Origin of the sequence: Rhodoferax ferrireducens (assembly GCF_031458075.1) — a bacterium.
Lineage (GTDB): Bacteria > Pseudomonadota > Gammaproteobacteria > Burkholderiales > Burkholderiaceae_C > Rhodoferax_B > Rhodoferax_B ferrireducens_A.
In genome coordinates this window covers 1,039,340-1,064,849 of sequence record NZ_JAVDXT010000001.1, presented here as the reverse complement: position 1 = coordinate 1,064,849, position 25,510 = coordinate 1,039,340, and the positions used below count along the sequence as shown (strand labels likewise).

Below are 25,510 nucleotides of genomic sequence, written 5' to 3'. Positions count from 1 at the left end.
TTCACCATGTCAAAACAATCTTCCCCACATGCTGGCCCGACTCCATCAAGGCATGCGCCTGCGCTGCCCCGCTGGACGCCTGTCCGCCATCCGCCGCAAACACACTGTGGACCACCGGCTTGATGCTGCGGTTTTCCAGCAAAGGCCAGACATGCAACTTCAAAGCCTGCGCAATCGCACCCTTAAACGCCACGGAACGGGCGCGCAGGGTTGACCCAGTAATGGTCAGGCGCTTGCGCAGCACCAAACCCGCATTGATTTCACTCTTGACGCCGCCCTGCACCGCGATGATCACCAGACGTCCATCTTCGGCCAAACATTGGACTTCACGCGCCACGTAGCTGCCGGCAACCATGTCCAGGATCACATCCACACCTGCGCCGCCGGTGATGGCTTGCACCGCCTCAGCGAAATCGCGGGTGTTGTAATTGATCGCGTGGTCCGCCCCAAGTGCAAGACAAGCAGCGCATTTTTCATCGCTGCCCGCAGTTGCCAGCACCGTCGCACCCATGGCTTTGGCCATCTGGATTGCCGTCACCCCAATGCCGCTTGTGCCACCCTGCACCAACAAGGTTTCACCCCTTTGCAGGCGCCCCCGGTCAAACACATTGCTCCACACCGTGAAGAAGGTTTCCGGCAGCGAGGCCGCCTCCACATCACTCAAACCGGCAGGGATGGGCAAACACTGGGCCACAGGAGCCACGCACATTTGTGCATAGCCACCGCCAGCAACCAAGGCGCAAACCCGATCCCCCACCTGAAAACCCGCTTGCGCCATGGCCAGGGCGTCACCGCCCTCCACCACGCCCGCCACTTCCAGCCCAGGAATATCGGATGCACCGGCCGGCACAGGATAGTTTCCCGTGCGCTGCAGCACATCCGGCCGATTGACCCCGCTGGCGGTCACGCGGATCAGCAACTCGCCCGGGCCAGGCACAGGCACAGGCCGCTGCACGACGCGCAAAACGTCGGGCGCACCAAAAGCGGTGATTTCTATGGCATTCATGGCGAGATCAATGGCATGCAGGCAACTTTCCTACTGCAAGGCCGCATCGCTGCAGCCCCGCAGATGGAATGGATCAGTGTTGCGCTTCTTGGGCGTAGCCAGCAGGTGCTGGACGGTCCAGCAAGGCCTTCATGGACAGCTTGATACGGCCTTTTTCATCCGTTTCCATGACCTTGACCTTGACGATCTGGCCTTCGCTCAAATAGTCGGTCACTTTTTCGACGCGTTCGTGGGCGATCTGGCTGATGTGCAGCAGGCCATCCTTGCCTGGCAGCAGGTTGACCAAAGCACCGAAGTCCAGAATCTTGGTGATTGGACCTTCGTAAACCTTGCCAATTTCGACCTCGGCCGTGATCTGCTCGATGCGGCGCTTGGCTTCTTCGGCCTTGGCTGGATCGCTGGAAGCGATGGTGATGGTACCGTCTTCTTCGATATTGATCTGGGTGCCGGTTTCTTCGGTCAGCGCACGGATCACCGCACCGCCCTTGCCGATCACGTCACGGATTTTTTCCGGATTGATCTTCATGGTGAACAGGCGTGGCGCGAAAGTCGAGACTTCGGTCTTGGCTTCCGACATCGCATCCATCATCTTGCCCAGGATGTGCAGGCGGGCTTCCTTGGCTTGCGCCAGTGCAACCTGCATGATTTCCTTGGTGATGCCCTGGATCTTGATGTCCATCTGCAGCGCGGTAATACCGTTGGTGGTACCGGCCACCTTGAAGTCCATGTCGCCCAGGTGATCTTCGTCGCCCAGGATGTCGGTCAGCACGGCGAAACGGTTGCCGTCCTTGATCAGGCCCATGGCGATACCGGCCACGTGGGCTTTCATCGGCACACCAGCGTCCATCAGCGACAGGCAGCCGCCGCAGACCGAAGCCATCGACGAGGAACCATTGGATTCGGTGATTTCCGACACCACACGCATGGTGTAGGGGAAGTCTTCCTTGCTCGGCAGCACAGCGACCAGAGCGCGCTTGGCCAGACGGCCGTGGCCGATTTCGCGGCGTTTCGGCGTACCCACGCGGCCGGTTTCGCCGGTGGCGAACGGAGGCATGTTGTAGTGCAGCATGAAGCGGTCTTCGTACTCGCCAGCCAAAGCGTCGATACGCTGGGCATCGCGCTCGGTGCCCAGGGTGGTCACCACCAAAGCCTGGGTTTCACCGCGGGTGAACAGGGCCGAACCATGGGTACGTGGCAGCACGCTGTTACGGATTTCAATGGCGCGCACGGTACGGGTGTCGCGGCCGTCGATGCGTGGCTCGCCGGCCAGGATCTGGCTGCGCACGATCTTGGCTTCAATGTCGAACAGCATGCCTTCAACCGCCACGCTGTCGAATGCAGCGCCGTCGGCCTTCAGGGCGGCCATGACTTCAGCGTAAGCTGCGCGGCAGGCTTGGGTACGGGCTTGCTTGTTGCGAATTTGGTAGGCAGCAGCCAGTTTGTCGCCAGCCAATGCACCGACCTTGGCAATCAGGGGCTCGTCCTTGGCAGGAGCCTTCCAGTCCCACACCGGCTTGCCGGCGTCACGCACCAGTTCATGGATCGCGTTGATGGCAATATTGCCTTGCTCATGGCCGAACACCACGGCGCCGAGCATGATTTCCTCGGACAGCTGCTGGGCTTCGGACTCGACCATCAGCACAGCGGCTTCGGTACCGGCCACGACCAGATCCATGATGGAATCCTTGCGGGCGGTCTGGCCAGGGTTCAGCACGTATTCGCCGTTGACGTAACCCACGCGGGCTGCACCAATCGGACCGTTGAACGGCACACCGCTGACCGACAGAGCGGCGCTCACGGCGATCAGGGCGGCGATATCGGCGTCGACTTCAGGGTTCAGCGACAGCGTGTGGACCACCACATGCACTTCATTGAAGAAGCCTTCAGGGAACAGCGGACGGATAGGACGGTCGATCAGGCGGCTGGTCAGCGTTTCGAATTCGCTGGGACGGCCTTCGCGCTTGAAGAAGCTACCAGGGATCTTGCCGGCGGCATAGGTCTTTTCCAGGTAATCCACAGTCAGCGGGAAGAAATCCTGGCCGGGCTTGCCTTCGGTCTTGGCGACCACGGTGGCCAGCACCACGGTGCCGTCCATGTCCAGCAGCACAGCGCCACTGGATTGGCGGGCGATCTCGCCGGTTTCCATGGTGACGGTATTGCTACCCCATTGGAAGGTCTTGCTTACTTTTTTAAACATAGTCATTTCAGTCTCCTGGAAGGAAGGCAGATCACAACGATCTGCCGGTGGTTTGCAGCCCGCACGGGCTGGCTAGGGACAAAGAGGGTTCGGCCATACGATGCCATTCCATAAAACACCACTAGCCCGGTGTTTTATGGAATGACACAGCGCGTACGGGGTAAACAGCCTCTGAGTGAAAAATCAAACAAAAACGCCTGAGCTAGTGAACTAACTCAGGCGCTTGTGCATTCGGAACAGGGATTACTTACGCAAGCCGAGTTTGGCGATCAATGCGGTGTAACGGTCGTGGTCCTTGGCGTTCAGGTAATCCAACAGCTTACGGCGACGGCTGACCATGCGCAGCAGACCGCGGCGGCCATGGTGGTCCTTGGCGTGGGTCTTGAAGTGGGGGGTCAGTTCGTTGATACGGGCGGTCAGCAGTGCAACTTGCACTTCTGGACTACCGGTGTCGGTTGCGCTGCGCGCGTTGGCCTTGACGACTTCGGCCTTGATAGAGGATGCGATCATGTTTTATCCGTTAAATGTGACTTGCGTTGGCAGAGGAAAATCCACCAACGTGCGCTCTGCGGTATGCAAAGCCTTGAAATTATAGCCCGGAACGCACAGCCGTCACAATTGGCGGGCACTGAAGGTGTCGCAGGACTTCACCACGCCGGTCTGAAAACCGGTGCTGAACCAGCGCTGGCGCTGGGCACTGGTGCCGTGGGTGAAGCTGTCGGGCACCACTTCGCCACCGCCGGCGCGCTGCAAGGCATCGTCGCCGATCTTGGCTGCGGCATTCATGGCCGACTCGATATCGCCGTTTTCCAGGATCTGGCGGGCGTTCTGCGCATGGTGGGCCCAGACGCCGGCAAAACAATCGGCCTGCAGCTCCAGCCGCACGCTCAAGGCGTTGTACTGGGTCTGGTTGACGCGGCTGCGCATGCCGTCGACCTTGGCGCTGATGCCCATCAGGTTCTGCACATGGTGGCCGACCTCGTGGGCGATCACGTAGGCCTGTGCGAATTCTCCCGGCGCGCCGAGTCGGTTTTTCAGGGTTTCATAGAAGCCCAGGTCGATATAGACCTTCTGGTCACCCGGGCAGTAGAACGGCCCCATCGCCGCCTGCCCCTGGCCGCAGGCCGTGCGGGTGGAACCGCGGAACACGACCAGCGTTGGCTCTTTGTAGGTGCCACCGGCCTTGGCGAACACGCCCGTCCAGACGTCCTCGGTATCGGCCAGCACCACGGAAACGAACTTCTTCAGCTGGTCGTCCTTGGGCGGCCGCTGCGCTGGCGCCTCCTGCACTTGGGCCGAAGGCACGCCGCCACCGCTGAGCAGGCTGATGATGGTCATGGGGTTGATGCCGAACATCCAGCCGCCCAGCAAGGCGATCACGATGGTGCCGATACCGACACTGCGCCCACCCAGCATGCCGCCACCCGAGCCGCCACTGTCCCCGTCGCGCCGGTCTTCGACGTTGCTGGACTCTCGATTGCCTTCCCACTTCATATCGCGCTCCCGGTGTACTAGGGCGCGATGGTACCGCGCCCCTGCCCCGTTAACGCAACATCGCAGACATGGCTGACAGGCTGTTGAGGGTACGCACCACATCCTGCACCGTCGGACCACCAAAACCCAGCGTCACGCCATCCAGGCGCTCCACCCCGGGCAACACCGCAAACAGGTCGGCCAGGCCCGGGCTTTGGGTCTGCAAACGGCAGCGCGCCGGCAAGGCCGCAGGCTGCGGCACGGGCAGCGCCTGCGCCAGCACCTCGCGCGCCGCTGCCTCGATGGCGGCGCAGGCAGCTTCGGGTGACAGCGACACGCCGCTCGCATGGCCTTGCGCGGTCTTGGTGACCACAAAGCGGGCCCGCGGAAACAGCGGCGCGGTCTCGGCCTGGAATACGTCGTCGCCGCTGGCCAGCAGCACTGGCACACCCAGCTCGGCCGCCAGCGCGCCGTACAGTCCGGCCTCGCCCAGCTCCTGGTCGTTCAGCCAGATGCGGGCAAAGGCGAAGCTGTTGATGGTGTGGGCTAGCACGCCGCGGCTCTGCGAACGCGCGTGGTAGCCCACCATGAACACGCCGTCGCAGCCCTGCTCCAGCCCGCCCATCATGCCCAGCACGCGGGGTTTGCCCCAGACAGCCTGGGCGCGCGGGTCCAGCACATCGGGCAGCAGATTGCGGAAGCCGCCGTGCGAATCATTGACCAGCACGCTGGTGGCGCCACCGGCAAACGCGCCGCGGATCGCCGCATTCGCCTCGGCCGTCATCAGCCGGCGCGCGCGCTCGTACTCGGTGTTGCCGGCCCGGGTTTGCTCGGCGTGGAAGACCCCGGCCACGCCCTCGATATCTACCGAAATCAGAATTCTCATACTGTGCAAATCCTAGTGGAAACCTCGTGGGACATCAGGGCACGCCAATCTGGCGCTATATCTTTAATAGCTGTTCGCACATGTCCACCATGCCCCAACACCGTTTCTGCTGCAAATAATGCGCGGACGATGGCCTGCTCGGTAGCCTGGGCGGCGGCGGCAAACAACGGGTCCAGTGCGCTCTCGTGCAGCAGCGCCTGCGGGTGCAGCGGCCCCGCGTCCAGCTGCGGCACGGTGTAGGCGGTGGAAAACGCCAGCGCGATGTCGCCGCTGCCGTGGCCAAAGTCCGAGCCAGTACGCGCCAGGCCGGCCCCGGCCCGCAGCGCCAGCCGCCGCAGTTGGCGTGCATCCAGCGGCGCATCGGTGGCCAGCAGCATGATGATGGAGCCGCGCTCGGCCACGGGCGGGCCTGCCTGCAGCCGCTGTGCCAGTACCGGGCCGATGCACTTCCCTGCCAGGATCAGCGCGTCCGGCCGGCCAAAATTGGCCAGCACCAGCGCCCCCAGGGTAAAACGGCCGGCGCGGGTGCTAGCTATCCTGGATGCCGAACCGATACCGCCCTTCAATCCAAAGCAGGACATGCCGCGGCCCGCGCCCACTGCGCCTTGCGCAAAGTCGGGGCTGCAGGCGGCATAGGCCTGCGCGTAATGGGCTTCGGCCACCGCAAAGGCCTGCAAGTCATTCAGATAACCGTCGTTGCACTCCAGCACCAGCGGGTTCACGGTCGGCAACTGGCGGCCAATTTCAGGGTTGGCGGCTACCGCCGCGCGGGTCAGCGCGGTGGCGATCGTGCCAACGGCAAAGGTATTGGTCAGCGCAATCGGCGACTCCAGCACACCCAGCTCCTGCAGCTGTACCAGGCCGGCGCTTTTGCCGAAGCCATTGATCACCGCCAGGCCCGCCGGCGTCTTGTGCAGAAACGGGTCTTGGGCATGGGTGCGGATGACGGTCACGCCGGTTTGCACCGCGCCCTGGGCCAACGTGCAATGCCCGACCCGCACGCCGGCCACATCGGCCATGCTGTCCAACGCGCCGCTGGGCAGGTCGCCGATACGCGGAGCCTCCAGCATGGCTAGTTGTCGAGCTTGGGGTCGAGCGCGTCGCGCAGGCCGTCGCCCAGCAGGTTGAAGGCCAGCACGGTAAAGAAGATGGCCAGGCTGGGGAACAGCGCGATATGCGGCGCGCTCATCATGTCGGCGCGGGCCTCGTTCAGCATCGCGCCCCACTCGGGCGTCGGCGGCTGGGCGCCCAGGCCCAGGAAGGACAGGCTGGCGGCGGTAATGATGGAGGTGCCGATGCGCATGGTGAAGTACACCACCACCGACGAGATCGTGCCCGGAAAGATGTGCCGGGTGATGATGGTCCAGTCGGACGCGCCGATGGAGCGCACGGCCTCGATATAGGTCAAATGCTTGATCGACAAGGTATTGCCGCGCACCAGCCGCGCAAAAGCCGGCACGCTGAACACCGCCACCGCGAAGATCACGTTCACCATGCCGCTGCCCAGGATGGCCACGATACCGATGGCCAGCAAGATGCCGGGGAAGGCGAACAGCACGTCGGAAATGCGCATCACGATGCGGTCCCACCAGCCCTCGTAGTAGCCGGCCAGCAGGCCCAGCACCGTGCCGATGACCGCGCCCACCGCCACCGAGATGAAGCCGGCGGCCAGCGAAATGCGCGCGCCCATCAGGATGCGGCTGAAGATGTCGCGGCCCAGCGAGTCCACGCCGAACCAGTGGGCGGCCGAGGGCGTGGCGTTCAGCGCGTCGTAGTCAAAGAAGTTCTCGGCATCGAAAGGCACGATCCAGGGTGCGAGCACCGCCACCAACACCAGCAGCAGCACAAAAAAGCCCGCCACCAGGGCCACGTGCTGGCGCTTGAACTTGCGCCAGAACTCGCTCCAGGGCGTGCGCACCCGCTCATTGGTCAAAACCGGGCTTGGCGCAGGTGAAGCTTGCATGGGTAGCTCTATTATGTATAGCGTTACTTGTAACGAATGGTCGGATTGATGACCGCATACAGCACATCCACAATCAGATTGATCAGGATGAATTCCAGCGAGAACAGCAGCACCTCGGCCTGGATGACCGGGTAGTCGCGCATCTCCACCGAGTCCACCAGCAGCCGGCCCATGCCCGGCCAGTTGAACACCTTCTCGACCACGATGGAGCCGCCCAGCAAGAAGCCGAACTGCAAGCCCATCATGGTGACCACCGGGATCAGCGCATTGCGCAGGCTGTGCTTGACCACCACCACGAACTCGTTCAAGCCCTTGGCGCGTGCGGTGCGCACATAGTCCTCTTTGAAAATATCGATGAACGACGAGCGGGTGAAGCGCGCCATCACCGCGGCCACGCCGGCGCCCAGGGTCAGCGATGGCAGGATGTAATGCCGCCAGCTGTCCGCGCCCACCGTCGGCAGCCAGCCCAGTTGCACCGAAAACACCTCCATCAGCACCATGCCCAAGGCAAATGAAGGGAAGGAAATGCCGGTGATTGCCAGGGTCATGCCCAGACGGTCCGGCCATTTGTTGCGCCACACGGCCGACACCGTGCCTATCACCAGCCCCAGCAGCACCGACCAGCCCATGGCCGCCACGGTGAGCCAGAAGGTCGGCATGAAGCGCTCGGCAATCTCGGTGGACACCGGGCGCTTGCTGCGCAGCGAGGTACCGAAGTCGCCCTGCACTGCATGGCTGATGAAGCGCCAGAACTGCTCATGCAGGGGCAGGTCCAGTCCCAGATCCTTGCGGATCATCTGCACCACCTCCTCGCCCGCCTCCGGGCCTGCCGCCAGCCGCGCCGGGTCGCCCGGCAACAAGTGGACGAACAGGAACACCAAGGCCGCCACGATCAGCAGAGTCGGCAGCAGGCCCAACAGGCGTTTGAGGATGAAATTCAGCATGGTGCAGTCAGCAAGGCGGCTTACTTCAATTCGACTTCATCGAAGTTGAAGGAAGCATCCGGCATCATGTAGAAGCCGTTCAGGTTCTTGCTGCGCGCGGACAGCAATTGCTCGGTCACCAGGAAGATCCAGGGTGCGTCTTTCCAGATACGCTGCTGGGCATTGGCATACAGCTTGGTTTTCTCGGTGGTGTCCACCGTAGCCAGCGCCTTGGCGATATCGGCATCCACCTCAGCGTTTTTGTAATACGCCGTATTGAATGCGTTGGGCGGGAAGGACTCGGACGCCAACAAGGGACGCATGGCCCAGTCGGCCTCGCCGGTCGATGACGACCAGCCCACGTAGTACATGCGCACCGGTGCGGTCGCCGGGTCTTGCCAGCTTTCGACGCGCTCCACACGTTGGCCAGCTTCCAGGGCCAGCACCTGGGCTTTCACACCCACCACACTCAACTGCTGCTGCAGGAACTGGATGATCTTCTGCCCGGTACTGTGGTTGTAGGCCGACCACAGCGTGGTTTCAAAGCCGTTCGGGTAGCCGGCTTCTTTCAGCAGTTCCCGCGCCTTGACCGGGTTGTAAGGCCAGGGGCCCAGCTTGGTGGAATAGGCCACATCCTTGGGCACCACACCTTCGGCGGGGATCGCATAGCCGCCAAACACTACCTTCACCAAGGCTTCCTTGTTGATGGCGTAGTTCAGCGCCTCACGCACCTTGGGGTTGTCGAATGGCTTTTGCTGGGTATTCAGCGAGACATAGCGGTGCACGATGGACGGCGCTGCCGTGATTTCCAGATTCGGCTTGGTCTTCAGCAGTTCGGCCTGCTCGGGCGGCACCGGATAGGTGAAGTTGGCTTCACCGGTCTGCATCATGGCGGCACGCGAATTGTTGTCGACCACCGGACGCCAGGTGATGGTGTCCACCTTGGGGTAACCCTTGCGCCAGTAGCCGGCAAATTTCTCCACCTTGATGTAGTCGGTCTGCTTCCATTCAACAAACTTGAAGGGACCGGTACCCACGGGGTTTTGACCGATGGTCTTGCCAAACTTTTGCAACGCCGCAGGCGAAATGATCACTGCCGATGGATGGGCCAAGGTGTTCACAAAAGCAGAGAACGGCTCCTTCAAGGTGAAGCGCACCGTGCTGGCGTCCACCGCCTCGGTCTTGGTGATGTTCTTGTACAGGGCGTAGCGCTTGAGCTTGTTGTCAGGGTTGGTCACGCGGTCGAAGTTGGCCTTGACCGCCTCGGCATTGAAGTCGGTTCCGTCCTGGAACTTGATGCCCTTCTTCAGCTTGAAGGTGTAGCTCAGCCCGTCTTTGCTGGCGGTATAGCTCTCGGCCAGCACGGGGGCCATTTTCATGTTCTTGTCAAAACCCATCAGCCCCTGGTAGAAGGACTTGGCGACCGCTTGCGACAAGGTGTCTTGCGAGTCATACGGGTCCATGGTGGTGAAGTTGGAGAACACCGCCACCACAACATCCTTGGCAGCAAAAGCGTGGGGCACGAACGCGGCGGACAAGGCCAGCGCGGCAGACAGTTTGGTCAAAGCGTGTTTCATACAAAAGCTCCAGGGTTACAAAAAATCCCGACCATCGGGAACCAGAAAATCAATAGATACCGCCCACTTTATGCCGGGCCACGAAATGGCCGGGCCCGACCTCGTGCAGCGGCGCCACTTGCGGCAGATCATTCAATGCGCGGATCGGGCTGGGTATCTCGCCGGCCAGCAGCTCGCGTTTGCCATGCCGGCGCGCCGGGTCGGCCACCGGCACGGCCGCCATCAGGCGCCGGGTGTAGGCATGCTGCGGGTTTTCGAACACCGCGCGGCGCGGGCCGATCTCGACGATCTGGCCCAGGTACATCACCGCCACCCGGTGGCTGATGCGCTCCACCACCGCCATGTCGTGCGAAATGAACAAGAAGGCAATGCCGAACTCGCGCTGCAAATCGAGCATCAGATTCACGATCTGCGCGCGGATCGATACGTCCAGCGCCGACACCGCCTCGTCGGCAATCACCACCTTGGGGTTCAGTGCCAGGGCCCGGGCAATCGCAATCCGCTGGCGCTGGCCACCGGAAAATTCATGCGGGTAGCGCTGCGCCGCTGTGGCCGGCAGGCCGACGCGGTACAGCAACTCGGTGACGCGCTTCTCGGCGTCCGCGCCCTTGGCCACGCCGTGCACCAGCAGCGGCTCCATGATGGCAAAGCCAACGGTCAACCGCGGGTCCAACGAAGCGAACGGGTCCTGGAAAATAAACTGCACATCGCGGCGCAGGGTTTGCAGCGCACGGCCTTGCAAGGGCGCAATCGGCCGGCCCGCCACATCCACAGCACCCGAATCGAACTGCACCAGCCGCGCCAGCGAACGGCCGGTGGTGGACTTGCCGCAGCCGGACTCGCCCACCAGCGCCAGCGTCTCGCCCGGCTGCAGGCTGAAGCTGACCTGCTCCACCGCGCAGACCTGGCGTGTGACCCGGCCAAACAAGCCGGTGCGCACCGGGAAACGGGTGGTCAGGTTCTTCACCCGCAGCACCGGCGGCATGGCGTGCTGCACGGTATCGCGCACCGGCCAAACCACGGCATCGGCCCCATCGGCAGTGTCCAGCAGCGGAAAGCGCGCCGGGATATCCGTGCCCTGCATCGCGCCCAGGGTCGGCACCGCCGCCAGCAGCGCCTGGGTATAACTGTGCCGGGGCGCGGCAAACAGCGCTGCGCAATCGCCCTCTTCCACCTTGTCGCCGCGGTACATGACCAGCACGCGGTCGGCCATCTCGGCCACCACGCCCATGTCGTGGGTGATGAAAACCACGCCCATGTGCATCTCGTCCTGCAGCATGCGGATGATGGCCAGCACCTGGGCCTGGATGGTCACGTCCAATGCCGTGGTCGGCTCGTCGGCAATCAGCAGGCTGGGCTTGCACGACAAGGCCATGGCAATCATCACCCGCTGGCGCATGCCGCCCGACAGCTGGTGCGGGAAGCGGTCCAGCACGTTCTTGGCTTCGGGGATGCGCACCAGGTCCAGCATGCGCAACGCCTCGGCGCGGGCGGCGTTGCGGCCCAGGCCCTGGTGCAGGCGGATGGATTCGGCAATCTGCTCGCCCACCGGGAACACCGGGTTCAGCGAGGTCATGGGCTCCTGGAAGATCATCGCCATCTCGGCGCCGCGGATGCCGCGCATGGTGGCGCTGCTGGCCCGGGCCAGGTCCAGGGTGGAGCCGTCGCGCCGGTGAAAGTCCATGCTGCCGCTGAGAATGCGGCCGCCGCCGTTTTCCACTAGCCGCATCAGCGCCAGCGAGGACACCGACTTGCCGGAGCCTGACTCGCCGACGATGGCCAGGGTTTCACCGGCATTCACGTGGAACGACAGGTCGCGCACCGCATCGACCACACGCTCCTTGGTCTCGAAGCGCACGCTCAGATTCTTGACATCCAGCACCCGCCGCGGGCCGGAACCCTGTGCCACCACGCCCTGGCTCATACCGCGACGCCCTGCACCGCGCGGATCGAGGTGGCGGTCGGCGGCTTCGGCCGGGCCGGCCGCAAGGGCCGGGGCGGCCGGGCGGGCAGGCTGGTGCTGCTCCAGACCTGGGCGCCTTCGACAAACACCTTGAGCTCACCCGGCTCGAACTTGGCCCAGGGCTCGTCGGCCGTCAGCGGCTCGGTGGCGATCAGCACCATGCGGTCACTTTCGCTATTGGTCTGGCGCAGGTCCAGCGTCATGTCGCAGTCGATCAGGCGCGCAGTCTGGAACGGATGCTGGCGCGACAGCCAGCTCAGTTGGGTCGAGCAATGCGCAAACATGGCCTCGCCATTGGACAGCAGGAAATTGAAAGTGCCATGGCTGGCGATACGCCGCGACAAATCGGCCAGCACCGGCGCCAGCTGCTTCCAGCTCGGCGGGCAGGCGTCCTTGAAGGCGCTGCGCAGCTCTTGCAGCATCCAGCAAAAGGCTTTTTCACTGTCGGTGGTGCCCACCGGCAGGTAGTTGCCGCGCAGCCGCGGGTGGTAGTTCTTCAGGTCGCCGTTGTGGCAGAACACCCAATGCTGGCCCAGCCATTCGCGCTGGAACGGGTGGCAGTTGGACAGGGTGACCGCACCCTGCGTCGCCTTGCGGATGTGCGCGAGCACCGACTTGGACTTGATCGGGTAGCTGCGCACAAAGTCGGCCAGGGCCGAGTCGCTGGCCCGACCGTCGTCTATGAACACCCGGCAGCCGGTGCGCTCGTGGAAGGCAATACCCCAGCCATCGGCATGCTCGCCGGTCTGCCCGCCGCGGGCCGAGAAGCCGGTGAACGAGAAGTTGATGCTGGCAGTGCTGTTGCAATTCATTGCAAGCATTTGGCACATGGTGGTTTCTTTCCTTGCTTTCCTAGGTCTAGCCGAATGCCCTGCAAGAATCAGGCCCTGGAACTGCGCAGCCCGGGCCTACGCTCTGGGCAGTGTCACGCCGCTCTGGCCCTGGTACTTGCCGCCACGGTCTTTGTAGCTGACCTCGCAGACCTCGTCGCTTTCGAAAAACAGCACCTGGGCGCAGCCCTCGCCCGCGTAGATCTTGGCCGGCAGCGGCGTGGTGTTGCTGAATTCCAGCGTCACATAGCCTTCCCATTCGGGCTCGAACGGGGTTACGTTGACGATGATGCCGCAGCGCGCGTAGGTACTCTTGCCCAGACAGATGGTCAGCACGTTGCGCGGAATGCGGAAGTACTCGACGGTGCGGGCCAGCGCAAAGCTGTTCGGCGGGATGATGCAGCTGTCGCCCGAGAAGTCGACGAAGCTCTTTTCGTCGAAGTTCTTCGGGTCGACCACGGTGCTGTGGATATTGGTGAAGACCTTGAATTCAGGCGCGCAGCGGATGTCGTAGCCGTAGCTGCTGGTGCCGTAGCTGATGATCTTGTGGCCTTCGCGTTCGCGGATCTGGCCGGGCTCGAAGGGTTCGATCATGCCGGTTTGCTCGGCCATGCGGCGAATCCATTTGTCGCTTTTGATTGTCATACGGAAATCTCTCAGTAAGGCGGGATTGTAACGCGCAGAAACGACATTTTGCTACCAAATCAATAGCTATATCGATATGACCTATCTGCAGCAAGGGCTTATTGGGCTTGGGAAATCACGGTGCGCTCGACGGCCCGGTCGTCGGCCAGGATGATCAGCGAGAACAGCAGCTCGTCCAGGCTCTGGGCGCGCGCCGTCTTGCGCGCCAGCAGCGGCGTGGCCTGCGGGTTCAGCACCAGGAAATCGGCCTCGCAGCCCACCGCCAGATTGCCCACCACCCCGCCCAGGCCCAGCGCCTGGGCCGCGCCGGCCGTATGCTGCCACCACAGATTTTGCGGGTTCAGCGACAGGCCGGGCTTGGTCTGCCCTTCCCGGCCCACATAGTAGGCCGCACGCATGGTGTGGAACGGGCTGAAGCTGGTGCCGCCGCCCACATCGCTGGCCAGGCCGTAGCCAAAGCCTATGCGGTCCGCGCCCTCGTAGTCAAAAAAACCGCTGCCCAGGAACAGATTGCTGGTCGGGCTGATGGCCGCCACCGTACCGCTGTCGCGCATCAGCGCGCGGTCGGTGTCGTCGAAATGGATGCAGTGCGCATAGACGGCGCGCGGGCGCAGCAGGCCGAAGTCTTCATACACGCTGAGGTAGCTGCGCGCATCCGGGTAGAGGTCGCGCACCCAGGCGATCTCGCCCAGGTTCTCGGCCACATGCGACTGCACCCAGACATCCGGGTAGCGCGCCGCCAGCTCGCCCGCGCCGCGCAGCTGGGCCGCGCTGCTGGTCGGCACAAAGCGCGGTGTGATGGCGTAGCCCAGCCGGTCCACGCCGTGCCAGCGCTGGATCAGCGCCTCGGTGTCCAGCAGGCTTTGCTCGGTCTCATCGCGCACGCCGTCGGGGGAATTCTGGTCTTGCAGCACCTTGCCGGTGATCAGGCGCAGCCGCTGCTGCTGGGCTTCGGCGAACAAGGCGTTGACCGAGCTGGGGTGCGAGGTGGCAAAGGCCAGCGCGCTGGTCACGCCGTTGCGCAGCAGCTCTGCTATGAAAAACCTAGCTACTTCCGCAGCGTATTCGGGCGCTACAAAGCGTTTTTCTGCCGGAAACGTGTAGTTCTCCAGCCAGGGCAGCAAGCCGTCGGCGGGCGAACCGATGATGTCGGTCTGCGGGTAATGGATGTGCATGTCGACAAAGCCCGGCGCCAGGATGCGGCCGGGCAGATGTTCGATGGCCAGGCCCGGGAAATCCTGGACCACGGTGCGGTAGGCGCCCACGGCCTGGACCACCTGGGTGCCTTGGCTATTCGGTCCGACCACCAGCAGGCCATCTTCCTCGTAGATGGCGGAACGGTCGGGGGCAAAACGGAGGATCGCGGCACGGTAAGCTTTCATACCCCCCGAGCTTACGCATAATTCAGCCCGTTTGACATCCACCCCGCATCCACCCCCATCGACCCCGCCCATGCCCGCTACCGCCCTGCCCCCTATTCCGACCCGCACTGCCGAGCTGGCCCACGTCACCCCCGCGCAGTGGGCCGCCGTGCTGGCCAGCCCGGCCGACCAGGCCGGCCCCTGGGTGCAGGCCGCCGCCCAGCTGGGCAGCGCCAATGCGCAGGCCGTGCTCGGCCAATGGCTGCTGGACGGCCACGGCCTGGAGCGCAATCCGGCGCTGGCCCTGCAATGGTTTCTGCGCGCCGCCGCCCAGGACCACCCCATGGGCATGAACATGGCCGGCCGCTGCCTGGAAAACGGCTGGGGTGCCCCCATCGACATGGCGCGCGCCGTGGCCTGGTACCAGAAGGCCGCCGCCACCGGCCTGGACGCCGGCCTGTACAACCTGGCCAACCAGCTGGCCGCCGGCAAAAGCATCGCCCAAGACCATGCCGCCGCGCTGAAGCTGTACCAGCAGGCCGCCGACCTGGGCCATGCCAAGTCCATGACCAAGATCGGCCTCTATTACGAAAACGGCCAGGTGGTGGAGAAGGACGAGGAAGCCGCCTTCTTCTGCTACCAGGAAGCCGCCCAGGGCGGCGACTTCCGCGGCCAGTTCAACTATGCGGGCATGCTGGCGGCGCGCGGTCGTCTGGCCGAGGCGCTGGAATGGCTGGAAAAAGTGCCTAAAACCGCCACCCCGGCCTATCTGCAGCAGGTGGGCGCGCTGCTGGAACGGTCCAGCTATGCGGAGTTCCGGCAGATAGGCGAACGCATGCGCGCGCTGGCCGACAGCAAGAGCGCCGCCTGACCCACAGGCCGGGGGTGACTACACTCCAGCCCTCCCCGCCTCTATTTACATACTCCCCCATGGACTTTTTCATCCTGGCGATCCTGGTCGCCATTGGCATCTTCGTACTCAACGGCCAGGACCAGCGCCGGCGCATCGCGCTGCTGGGCAGCCACCTCAGCCAGTACCAGATCGAAAAGCTGATGGAAGCCCTGACCCAGGGCTATCTGCGCGCGCTGGGGGAAAAAGACGAGGAACGCCGCACCCAGATCTGGAACCTGCTGAGCACCACCGAAACCCAGCTGTGCGACCAGTTCAGCCGCTTCGCCACCAGCTTTGCCCGGGCGCCGGCCGAGGAAACCCGGGTCAGCAAGATCGCCTTTGCGATTCCCTACATCGACAAACTGCTGCCCCAGGCCACCTTCGACCTGCGCCAGGCGTTCGCCATCCACGCCAAAGGCATGGCCGAAACGGTGCAGAACACCGCCCAGCGTTCGCCCAAGGACAAGGCCTTCACCATGTCGGCCGAGCTGTTCCTGATGCAGCACACCTGCCACTGGTTCTGCAAATCCAAGGTCGTGGCCTCGGCCCGCATGCTGGCCCGGCACCAGACAGCCTATGCGCAGCTGCTGGATGCCGTATCGCCCGCCACGCGCAAAGCCTATAGCAGCTTGATTGAGAGCTAACTGCTATCTAAAAAGTAGCTGCTTGCGCTGGTGGAATAAGCGCTAGAGCCCTAAAACACTTAGATCTCGTCGATGGCCGTACTGCGCGCCGCGGCCTGGGCCTCCAGCGCATAGCGCTCATTCGTCTTCACATAGAAGCTGGCGCCAAAGCGGCCCACCGGCTGGTAGTGCTGCAGGCGCACGCGCCAGTTCTCGGTGTCGATCAGCTCGTCGCGCGCATGCATCCAGCGCACCTGGCCGATGAAGATCTGCCGGCTGGTGGTTTCCAGCGTCTCCCACAGCGTGCACTCAAACGCCACCGGCGCCTCGGCGATGCGCGGCGGCGCCACCGATGACGAGGATGCCGTGGTCAGCCCCACTGCGTCCAGCTCGCTCACATGCACCGGAAAGTTCTCGCCGCAGCGGTGCATCTGCTCGGCTAGGTCTTCGTCGCACATGTGGACCACGAACTCTTTGCTGCGCTGGATGTTCGCCGCCGTGTGCTTGAGGTGGCCGTCTTTCAGGCGGTTGATGCTGAGCATCACGATGGGCGGCTCCTCGCCCAGCATATTGAACATGCTGAAGGGTGCGGCATTGACCACCCCGTCTTCGCCCAGGGTGGTCACCAGCGCAATCGGCCGCGGCACGATCAGGCTGGCCATCATCTTGTAGCGCTGGTATTCGGTGAGGGTGGCGAAGTCGATATTCATGGGACGCAATGGAGTAGTTGAGAGAGGGCCGGCGTGCCGACCGCGCCGGCCTGAGCGCAGCAATATGCATACCCGAACCTTGCCCGGCGCCCCCACCCTTCGCAAGACACGGCAACAGCCATCAATCTATCAAATATAGTTTTTCTATCAAATTAAAGAAAAATCTCCCACACAGTGGCTTTTTGGCCTTGGTACCAATAGTTCACAGCACGAACATTATTGAAAACACTGAAGACGAGGCACTGGAAAGTGCATTTCAGTCTATCAGATTCATTTTTACGTGTCATTTTTCACATTAACAATGAAATCAAATAAACCATTTTTATCAAATAAATCTAGAATTCACACGTCGCCACCCCACTCGGAAAACAACAATGAACACCTTAGCCACCGCTCCGGCCAGCATCGCCCCTACAGCGATAGGCGCTACCAGTGAATTCCTTTCCTTCCGGCTCGGCGCTGTGGAATATGGCATCGATATTTTGAAAGTGCAGGAGATCCGCTCCTACGCCAAGCCCACGCACATCGCCAATGCGCCCGACGAATTGCTCGGCGTCATCAATCTGCGCGGGGTGATCGTGCCGATCATTGATTTGCGCCTCAAGCTGCACTGCCGCACCGTCGCCTACACGGCATCCACCGTCGTGATTGTTTTGAACCTGCGCCACCAAGTCATCGGTGCGGTGGTCGACTCGGTCTCGGATGTGGTGCAGCTGGAGCCCGGCAGCATCAAACCGCCTCCCGATCTCCATGCCGGCACCAATGCCAGCTTCATCACCGGCTTGGCCAATCTGGGAGAGCGCATGTTGATCCTGGTGGATACCGAATCCTTCCTTGGCAACCCCGAACTCAGTCAGAACCCCACGGTTCACTAGCAGTAGCCCGTCATTTCCGAGCATTTCATCCTAAAGAGGCATCCAAATGAACTTCAAGAACTTCACCGTCAAAGGCCAGCTGAGCTTCGCCTTCGGCCTGATGGCCGCCCTGGTATTGGTCGTATCCCTCGCGGCGATGCACTCGCTCAGCGATACCAATGACCATTTCACGGACTACAGCCATGTCAATGTGGCGCAGGCCCAACTGGTTACGGATGTGCGAGCCGCGGTCAACCGCCGGGCCATCGCAGCACGCAACCTGGTGCTGGTGTCCGCCCCCGAGGATCTCGCTGCAGAGAAGCAAGCAGTGACCCAAGCCCACCAGGACACCCAGGATTCTCTGCTCAAGCTGAACACGGCCATCAAGCAAAACCCCCAAGTCAGCGCCGAAGAACGCCGCCTGGTGGATGAGATCAACCGGGTGGAAAGCCTGTACGGCCCTGTCGCGCTGAACATTGTGAAACTGGCCGTAGACGGCAAAAAAGACGAAGCCATTGCCAAGATGAACAAGGAATGCCGCCCCCTGCTGAACGCCTTGCTCACAGCCGCCAGAAGCTACCAAGCGTTCAGCACCAAGAGCGGCGCCGAAAGTATCGCCAAGGCGGAAGGCGACTACAACATGGCAAAGTTGCAGCTGATTGCCGCCAGCTTGCTGGCCATCATTGCAGCCGCAATCCTGGGCTTCCTCATTACCCGCAGCCTGGTAAGCGCCTTGGGCGGCGAACCCGGCACCGCGGCCGACTTGGCCCGTGCCGTGGCCCAAGGCGACCTGACCATGCCGATCACCGTCAAGCCTGGCGACAGCAGCAGCCTGATGGCCCAGCTCAAAGCCATGCAGGACAGCCTGGTGGGTGTGGTGTCCAATGTCCGTCAGAGCGCCGATGGCGTGGCCACCGCCAGCGCCGAGATTGCCCAGGGCAATAGCGACTTGTCCAGCCGCACCGAGCAGCAGGCCAGTGCCCTGGAAGAAACCGCCGCCTCCATGGAAGAGCTCTCCAGCACCGTGCGCCAGAACGCCGACAGCGCCCACCAGGCCAACCAGTTGGCCGTGAATGCATCGACCGTGGCCGTACAAGGCGGCGAAGTGGTCAGCCAGGTGGTGGACACCATGAAGGGCATCAACGACAGCAGCAAGAAGATTTCCGACATCATCAGCGTGATCGACGGCATCGCCTTCCAGACCAATATCCTGGCGCTGAATGCGGCCGTGGAAGCCGCCCGTGCCGGCGAACAAGGCCGCGGCTTTGCGGTGGTGGCCAGTGAAGTGCGCAACCTGGCACAGCGCAGTGCTGCCGCCGCCAAGGAGATCAAGACCTTGATCGACAACAGCGTGGCCCAGGTGGAGCAAGGCACGACGCTGGTGGCCAAAGCCGGCAGCACCATGACCGAAGTGGTCACGGCCATCCGCCGGGTGACCGACATCATTGGTGAGGTCAGCTCGGCCAGCAACGAGCAAAGCCAGGGCGTGGCCCAGGTCGGCGAAGCGATCACCCAGATGGACCAGGTAACGCAGCAGAATGCCGCCCTGGTCGAAGAATCGGCTGCCGCTGCCAGCAGCCTGCAGAGCCAGGCCGAGCATTTGCTGCAATCGGTGGCGGTGTTCAAGCTCGCCGCCAATACCGGTAGCTATGCCGCTCCGGCCGCCCGCCCCCAAGAACAGCGCAGCCCTGAGCGTGCCAAGAATGTGACCCGCCCTGTCTTCGGCGCCAGCAAGCTGGCCTCACCCAAGCTCGGCATGCCCAAGCTCGGCATGCCCAAGACCGCGCTGGCCGCAGCCGGCGGCGGCGACTGGTCCAGCTTCTGAAACCCCGGCGGCCGCCTGCGCGGTACGCCATCCCTAAACACCGATGTCCCTGCAAGCTGTTGAACCAGCAGCTTGCAGGGACATCGGTGTTTGCGCCGGGTGCACGCAGCGGATTTACTATCTATTTCATAGCTGCTAGCGCAGGTTTTATCTGCGCTACAGCCCTAAAAAGCTTGAAACTAGCCCTCGAACTGCGGGTGCAGCTGGCGGATCTTGGTCATGGCCACGCCCGCCGCCGCGGTGCGGGTTTCCACACCGAGCTTGACGTAGACGCGCTCCAGGTGCTTCTTTACCGTGGCCGGGCTGCTGCCCAGGATCTCGCCAATGTCGCGGTTGGTCTTGCCCTTGACCACCCAGTACAACACCTCGGCTTCGCGGGTGGTGAGCTTGAAGCTCAGGCTCATGGCCTCGATCACCGCCGCGTCCGACACCTCGCGCATCACGATCAGCCAGTCGCCGCCACCCTCGCTGTCGCCGGTCTGTTGGTGCAGGCGAAAACTGAGCCGGCGCGCGCCCTGCTCCACGCTGAGGCGTGGCGGCTCGACCTGCTGCTGGGCGGCCGGTAGGTGCTGCTGCAGCCAGTCGACCACCAGTTGGGGGGTCTGCGGAGCGCTGGTGCCGAAATAGTCCAGTAGTAAATCGCGGGCCAGCGCGGTCTGCCACATCAGCTTGCCGTCGCTGGCACGCACGGTGATGCTGGCGTAGCCAAACGCGTCCAGCGCATTGCGCGCCTGGCCGGCCTGGCGCACCTGCTGTCGCGCCTGGCGCGCGCCCTGCAGATGCACGTTCATGCGGGCCAGCACTTCTTTGGGCTTGATCGGCTTGGTCACGTAGTCCACGCCACCGGCCTCCAGCGCGGCCACCAGGTGCTCGGTCTCGGTCAGGCCGGTCATGAAGATGATCGGGATGTGGGCGGTGGCCGGATTCGCCTTGAGCTGGCGCGCCACTTCGAAGCCGTCCATGCCGGGCATCATGGCATCGAGCAGCACGATGTCGGGCAGAGCCTGGGCGGCACGCTGCAGCGCGGTTTCGCCACGGGTGGCGACCAGCACGGTGTAGCCGGATTCGTCCAGCGCGTCGTGCAGCACGGCCAGGTTGTCGGGCACATCGTCGACGATCAGCACCAGGTCGCTGTTGCTGCGGTCGAGCATGGCTTTGGGTTCAGGAAGCATGGGTGGTATCGGGGCTAGCAGGAGCCTCGGCCAGCAGGCGGCCTATGGCTTCGAACTGGAATTGTTGGGCCAGGCTGCGCACCTCTTGCGCCAGGCCCCGGCAGGCGGGCTGGTCGGCCTCAAGCGCGGCCAGCTGGTTGAGGATACCGCGGTAAAAGCCCAGCTCGGCCACCTCGCGCAGCGCACGCAGGCTGGCCGCGTCGGGCCAGACCCGCTGGGCCGCCGCTGGTGCGGCCGGTTCCTGGGTGGCGACGTCGGACCACTGCAGAGTCAGGCGGCGCTCCAGCCAGTCCAGCAACTCGCTGTGCCGCACTGGCTTGGTGATGAAGTCCTCGGGGCGGATGCCGACGTCGTTCTCCAGGCCCTTGTCGAAGGCGTTGGCCGAGACGATAGCCACGTGGGCACCGTGGTGGCCGTCGGCGCGCAGCCGGCGTATCGTCTCCCAGCCGTCGATGCCGGGCATGGCCAGGTCCATCAGCACCACGTCGGGCTGGTAGCCGGCGGCCAGCAGGTCCAGCGCGTCGTGGCCGCTGGCGGCGGTGCGCACCTCAAAGCCCAGGGGCTGCAGCAGCTGCACCAGCAGCTCGCGGTCGGGCTCTTCGTTGTCCACCACCAGCAGCTTGCGGCGCGGCCCCAGGTAGGCGCGGCGGGAGCGCGCGGCCTTGGGCCGCACGGCCTGCAGGTCGGCACCATGGACTTCGGGCAGGAACAGCTTGACGCGGAACACCGAGCCGCTGCCCGGCGTGCTGGCCACGGTCATCTCGCCGCCCATCAGATCGGTCAGCATCTTGGCGATGGTCAGGCCCAGGCCGGCGCCCGGACTGGTCGGCGCGGCCAGGGTGCCGCGGGCAAAGGGCTCGAAGATCTGCGCCAGCTCGTCGGCCTGCATGCCGGGGCCGGTGTCTTCGATCTCGATGAAGGCCATTTGCAGCGCATAGCGGGCGCGCAACCGCACCCGGCCGCTGGCGGTGAACTTGATGGCATTGCCCAGCAGGTTGATCAGGATCTGGCGCAAGCGTTTTTCGTCGGCCCGCACCTGTTCGGGCAGCACGCCCTGCGGGTCGAAATGGAAGGCAAGGCCCTTGGCGCGCGCCTGGGGTTCGAACATCTCGGCCATCTCGTGCAGCAAGTCGGCGAACGGCATGGCACGGGTGGCCAGGGTCAGCTTGCCGGACTCGATGCGGGCGATGTCCAGCGTACCTTCGATCAGCGACAGCAGATGCTCGCCGCCGCGCTTGATCACACTCACCGCCTGCTGCCGGTGCGGCGGCACGCTGGCATCCTCGCCCATCAGCTGGGCGTAGCCGAGGATGCTGTTCAGCGGTGTCCGCAGCTCGTGGCTGATGGCGCTGATGTAGCGGCTCTTGGCCTGGTTCGCGTGGTCGGCCTGGGCCCGGGCCTGCTCGGCCACCAGCCGGGCGGCTTGCAAGGCCTGGTCGGTCTGCTGGTGCGAGGCGATTTCGCGCTGCAGCAGATGGGTTTGGCGGTTCGATTCCTCCTGCGCGACCTGCCGGCTCTTGTGCGCCAGCACCAGCCACCAGGCGACGATGCCGGCGATGACGATCAAGGCCATATAGGCTTTGACGAAACCCGAGCGCAGCGACTGGCCTGTATCCACATCGGCATCCAGCGCAGACTGGGCCAGCGCACGCAGCTCTTGAAAATATAGCAAACCGAACAAGGTGGCCAGCACCGGCACCACCACCAGCATCAACAGGATAAAGTGCGCCAGGCCGGTGTCGAGGTACGGCCAGATGCGCTGCGGCAACAGCCATCGCAGGGCCGAGGCCCACTGCACCGACAGGCTCGCCTGCGGTTTGCACAGGTCGCCGCAGCGCGCATCCAGCGTGCAGCACAGCGAGCAGATGCTGCCCTGGTAGGCCGGGCAGTGGGCCATGTCGGGCGCTTCGTATTCGCGTTCGCAGATCACGCAGCGCTGCAGCCGCTGGTAGCCGCCCACGTCCAGCGGCTTACTGGCGCCGCGCTGCACCCAATCCGATTGCGGGCCGCGGGCGATGTAGTAGCGCCCCTTGGTCCACCAGGCCAACAGCGGCGAGGCCACTAACGCTGTGCCCAGTGCGATCAGTGCCGAAAACGCCTGCGCCATCGGCCCCAGCAGGCCCATGTAGGCGAGCATGGACAGGGCCGAGGCCAGGGCCATCGCACCGACCCCCACCGGGTTGACGTCATACAGATAGGCGCGCTTGAATTCGATGCCGGGCGGCGAAAGGCCCAGCGGCTTGTTGATCACCAGGTCGGCCACCACGGCCATCATCCAGGCGATGGCCAGGTTCGAATACAGGCCAAGCACATCGCCCAGCGCCTCGAACACATTCATCTCCATCAGCATGAAGGCGATCAAGGTGTTGAACACCACCCAGACCACCCGGCCCGGATGGCTGTGGGTGATGCGCGAGAAGAAGTTGGACCAGGCCAGCGAGCCCGCATAGGCATTGGTGACATTGATCTTCAGCTGCGACAGCACCACGAACAGCGCGGTGACCGCCACCGCCCAGCCGTACTGCGGAAACACGTATTCGTAGGCCGCCAGGTACATCTGGTTCGGGTCGACCGCGCGCTCGGGCGGCACCATGTGGGTGATGGCCAGGTAGGCCAGCAACGCGCCGCCCAGCATCTTCACCACCCCCAGCAGCACCCAGCCGGGCCCGCCAGCCAGCACGCCCAGCCACCAGCGGCGCCGGTTGTGCGCGGTCTGCGCGGGCATAAAGCGCAGGTAGTCGGCCTGCTCCCCCATTTGGGTGATCAGCGCAATGCCCACAGTCAGCGCCGCACCAAATGAGAGCATATTGAAGCTATCACCCTTGCCAGACACACCAGCGTAGTGCGTGACGGCCGCAAATGCACCGGGTTCGCGCATCCACACATAGACGAAGGGCACGACCAGCAACAGCAGCCACAGCGGCTGGGTCCAGACCTGCAGCCGGCTGATCATGGACACGCCGTGCGTCACCAGCGGAATCACCACCAGCGCGCAGATCAGATAACCCCAGCGCGGCGGTATGCCCAGCGACAGCTCCAGCGCATAGGCCATGACCGCGGCCTCCAGTGCGAAGAATATGAAGGTGAAGGACGCATAGATCAGCGAGGTCAGCGTGGAGCCGATGTAGCCAAAGCCCGCGCCGCGGGTCAGCAAGTCCATGTCCACCCCGAAGCGGGCCGCGTAGATGCTGATCGGCAGGCCGGCCAGGAAGATGATGAGGCCGGTGGCGACGATGGCCCAGAAGGCGTTCACAAAGCCGTGCTGCACCAGCAGAGTCGCGCCCACGGCCTCCAGGATCAGGAACGAGGCCGCGCCGAAGGCCGTGTTAGCAACCCGCCATTCCGACCACTTGCGAAAGCGCTGGGGTGCGAAACGCAGGGCGTAGTCTTCCAGCGTCTCGCTGGCCACCCAGCTGTTGTAGTCGCGCCGGACCTTCACCACATGCTGCGGTGCGTCGTTCAGAGGGGGGTTGTCGGGGTCAAACACCGGCTGATCTTCGCAGCTTTCAGGCCAGGCCTGGCCGCGCTCAGCAGCGCCGATCTGCGCCCGATGGCGTATGTGCAGGGCACATTGCTTGCTTAATAATGGTGATCGAACTTACGCCGTCTATCTAGCGAGCCTCCATGGAACTTACGCCCCGCGTTCGGCCAGCTTTTGCGGCCGCACGAGCTAACTAATCAACTATCGAGTGAAACGAGATGGAACTGACTCCTCGCGAAAAAGACAAGCTGCTGATCTTCACCGCCGCCCTGCTGGCCGAGCGCCGCAAAGCCCGCGGCCTGAAGCTGAACTACCCCGAAGCCATTGCCTTCATCAGCGCGGCGGTGATGGAAGGCGCACGTGACGGCAAGAGCGTGGCCCAGCTGATGAGCGAAGGCCGCAACATCCTGGGCCGTGCCGACGTGATGGACGGCATCGCCGAGATGATCCCCGACATCCAGGTCGAAGCCACCTTCCCGGACGGCACCAAGCTGGTCACCGTACACCAACCCATTGTTTAACCCACCGGACGCCCACACCATGCGCACGCCCTCTCTACGCACTATTGTTTTAATAGCTTCTGCCGCAGTATCTACGGGCGCTAGCGCCCATTTAGGCACAGATTCTGGCGTGCACCACTCGTTTCTGGACGGGTTGATGCACCCCTTGACGGGCATGGACCACATGGCTGCCATGCTGGCCGTGGGCCTGTGGAGTGCGATGACAGCGCGCCGGGTCTGGCTGGCACCGATCTCCTTTGCCGGCATGCTGATGGTGGGCGCGCTGCTGGGCCTGGGCGGGCTGCAGCTGTCGGGCGTGGAGCCGATGATCGCCGCATCGCTGCTGGTGCTGGGCCTGCTGGTCGCCACCCAGGCCCAGCTGCCCAGCCTGTTGGCGGCGGGCGTGGTCGGCGTGTTTGCCGTATTCCACGGCATCGCCCACGGCACCGAACTGGCCGGCGGCAGCAACGGCTGGGCACCGCTGGTCGGCATGCTGGTCGCTACCCTGGGCCTGCACCTGGCCGGCGTGGCCATGGGCTTGGCGCTGCGCAGCTACCCCGCCTGGATGCGGCGCGTGGCCGGCGGCCTGGTGGCCGTGGTGGCGGTTCTTCCCGTTCTGTAAGGAGCTA

Annotated in this window: 22 protein-coding genes; 6 read left to right on the top strand and 16 right to left on the bottom strand. The window is 63.7% G+C overall.

Annotation, left to right across the window (positions count from 1 at the left end; genetic code table 11):
- Nucleotide 1: 1 nt before the first annotated feature.
- From J2X19_RS05000 to guaD, 13 genes are all read right to left on the bottom strand, one after another.
- Complete coding sequence (locus tag J2X19_RS05000; protein WP_310371199.1) at nt 2-1,006, bottom strand: NAD(P)H-quinone oxidoreductase; 1,005 nt, start codon at nt 1,004-1,006, stop codon at nt 2-4.
- A gap of 73 nt (nt 1,007-1,079) precedes the next feature.
- On the bottom strand, nt 1,080-3,209 hold the full coding sequence (pnp, locus tag J2X19_RS04995; protein WP_116604505.1) for a polyribonucleotide nucleotidyltransferase: 2,130 nt from the start codon (nt 3,207-3,209) through the stop codon (nt 1,080-1,082).
- Between the two features lie 237 nt (nt 3,210-3,446).
- Nucleotides 3,447-3,713 carry a 30S ribosomal protein S15 gene (gene rpsO / locus J2X19_RS04990; RefSeq protein WP_116604506.1) on the bottom strand — a complete coding sequence of 89 codons (267 nt, stop codon included), beginning with the start codon at nt 3,711-3,713 and terminating at the stop codon, nt 3,447-3,449.
- A gap of 102 nt (nt 3,714-3,815) precedes the next feature.
- On the bottom strand, nt 3,816-4,697 hold the full coding sequence (gene ypfJ / locus J2X19_RS04985) for a KPN_02809 family neutral zinc metallopeptidase (RefSeq protein WP_310371195.1): 882 nt from the start codon (nt 4,695-4,697) through the stop codon (nt 3,816-3,818).
- A 49-nt stretch (nt 4,698-4,746) separates the two neighbouring features.
- Complete coding sequence (locus J2X19_RS04980; RefSeq protein WP_310371192.1) at nt 4,747-5,562, bottom strand: M55 family metallopeptidase; 816 nt, start codon at nt 5,560-5,562, stop codon at nt 4,747-4,749.
- Nucleotides 5,559-6,632, bottom strand: coding sequence for a DmpA family aminopeptidase (locus J2X19_RS04975; protein WP_310371190.1), 1,074 nt, complete (start codon nt 6,630-6,632; stop codon nt 5,559-5,561). The genes J2X19_RS04980 and J2X19_RS04975 overlap by 4 nt, the downstream gene beginning before the upstream one ends.
- 2 nt (nt 6,633-6,634) lie before the next feature.
- Entirely contained in the window at nt 6,635-7,525 is an 891-nt protein-coding gene (gsiD, locus tag J2X19_RS04970; protein WP_310371188.1) for a glutathione ABC transporter permease GsiD, read from the bottom strand.
- A 23-nt stretch (nt 7,526-7,548) separates the two neighbouring features.
- The gene (gsiC, locus tag J2X19_RS04965) at nt 7,549-8,469 is read right to left on the bottom strand and encodes a glutathione ABC transporter permease GsiC (protein WP_116604511.1); all 921 of its coding nucleotides are present in this window, start codon (nt 8,467-8,469) and stop codon (nt 7,549-7,551) included.
- A 20-nt stretch (nt 8,470-8,489) separates the two neighbouring features.
- A complete protein-coding gene (gsiB, locus tag J2X19_RS04960) occupies nt 8,490-10,025 on the bottom strand; it encodes a glutathione ABC transporter substrate-binding protein GsiB (RefSeq protein WP_310371185.1) in 1,536 nt (511 codons plus the stop codon).
- A 49-nt stretch (nt 10,026-10,074) separates the two neighbouring features.
- Nucleotides 10,075-11,949: a dipeptide ABC transporter ATP-binding protein gene (locus J2X19_RS04955; protein WP_116605566.1), complete on the bottom strand. Its 1,875-nt coding sequence runs from the start codon at nt 11,947-11,949 to the stop codon at nt 10,075-10,077.
- Nucleotides 11,946-12,818, bottom strand: coding sequence for a class II glutamine amidotransferase (locus J2X19_RS04950; protein WP_116604513.1), 873 nt, complete (start codon nt 12,816-12,818; stop codon nt 11,946-11,948). The genes J2X19_RS04955 and J2X19_RS04950 overlap by 4 nt, the downstream gene beginning before the upstream one ends.
- A gap of 78 nt (nt 12,819-12,896) precedes the next feature.
- The gene (gene dcd / locus J2X19_RS04945) at nt 12,897-13,463 is read right to left on the bottom strand and encodes a dCTP deaminase (RefSeq protein ID WP_092758854.1); all 567 of its coding nucleotides are present in this window, start codon (nt 13,461-13,463) and stop codon (nt 12,897-12,899) included.
- 98 nt (nt 13,464-13,561) lie between these two features.
- Nucleotides 13,562-14,845 (bottom strand): guanine deaminase, encoded by a 1,284-nt coding sequence (gene guaD, locus J2X19_RS04940; RefSeq protein WP_310371180.1) that lies wholly within the window; start codon nt 14,843-14,845, stop codon nt 13,562-13,564.
- Between the two features lie 70 nt (nt 14,846-14,915).
- Between guaD and J2X19_RS04935 the strand changes: the two genes are divergently transcribed.
- Together J2X19_RS04935 and J2X19_RS04930 are read left to right on the top strand one after the other, a co-directional pair.
- Nucleotides 14,916-15,695, top strand: a complete 780-nt coding sequence (locus J2X19_RS04935; RefSeq protein WP_310371178.1) for a tetratricopeptide repeat protein — start codon at nt 14,916-14,918, stop codon at nt 15,693-15,695.
- A gap of 59 nt (nt 15,696-15,754) precedes the next feature.
- Nucleotides 15,755-16,360 (top strand): hypothetical protein, encoded by a 606-nt coding sequence (locus tag J2X19_RS04930; protein ID WP_310371177.1) that lies wholly within the window; start codon nt 15,755-15,757, stop codon nt 16,358-16,360.
- Nucleotides 16,361-16,419: 59 nt separating this feature from the next.
- On the opposite strand, the gene J2X19_RS04925 is transcribed toward J2X19_RS04930, so the two are convergent.
- On the bottom strand, nt 16,420-17,049 hold the full coding sequence (locus tag J2X19_RS04925) for a flavin reductase family protein (protein WP_310371175.1): 630 nt from the start codon (nt 17,047-17,049) through the stop codon (nt 16,420-16,422).
- Nucleotides 17,050-17,423: 374 nt separating this feature from the next.
- Here J2X19_RS04925 and J2X19_RS04920 point away from each other — a divergent pair, with 374 nt between their 5' ends.
- The gene (locus tag J2X19_RS04920; RefSeq protein WP_310371173.1) at nt 17,424-17,924 is read left to right on the top strand and encodes a chemotaxis protein CheW; all 501 of its coding nucleotides are present in this window, start codon (nt 17,424-17,426) and stop codon (nt 17,922-17,924) included.
- A 46-nt stretch (nt 17,925-17,970) separates the two neighbouring features.
- On the top strand, nt 17,971-19,728 hold the full coding sequence (locus J2X19_RS04915) for a methyl-accepting chemotaxis protein (RefSeq protein ID WP_310371171.1): 1,758 nt from the start codon (nt 17,971-17,973) through the stop codon (nt 19,726-19,728).
- A 179-nt stretch (nt 19,729-19,907) separates the two neighbouring features.
- Here the strand turns inward: J2X19_RS04915 and J2X19_RS04910 are convergent, their stop codons facing one another.
- Together J2X19_RS04910 and J2X19_RS04905 are read right to left on the bottom strand one after the other, a co-directional pair.
- Nucleotides 19,908-20,900, bottom strand: a complete 993-nt coding sequence (locus J2X19_RS04910) for a response regulator (RefSeq protein WP_310371169.1) — start codon at nt 20,898-20,900, stop codon at nt 19,908-19,910.
- Nucleotides 20,890-24,387, bottom strand: a complete 3,498-nt coding sequence (locus tag J2X19_RS04905) for a hybrid sensor histidine kinase/response regulator (RefSeq protein WP_310371167.1) — start codon at nt 24,385-24,387, stop codon at nt 20,890-20,892. The genes J2X19_RS04910 and J2X19_RS04905 overlap by 11 nt, the downstream gene beginning before the upstream one ends.
- 212 nt (nt 24,388-24,599) lie before the next feature.
- Between J2X19_RS04905 and J2X19_RS04900 the strand changes: the two genes are divergently transcribed.
- A complete protein-coding gene (locus J2X19_RS04900) occupies nt 24,600-24,902 on the top strand; it encodes an urease subunit gamma (RefSeq protein WP_092758872.1) in 303 nt (100 codons plus the stop codon).
- 19 nt (nt 24,903-24,921) lie between these two features.
- Nucleotides 24,922-25,503 (top strand): HupE/UreJ family protein, encoded by a 582-nt coding sequence (locus J2X19_RS04895; protein WP_310371164.1) that lies wholly within the window; start codon nt 24,922-24,924, stop codon nt 25,501-25,503.
- Nucleotides 25,504-25,510 lie beyond the last annotated feature (7 nt).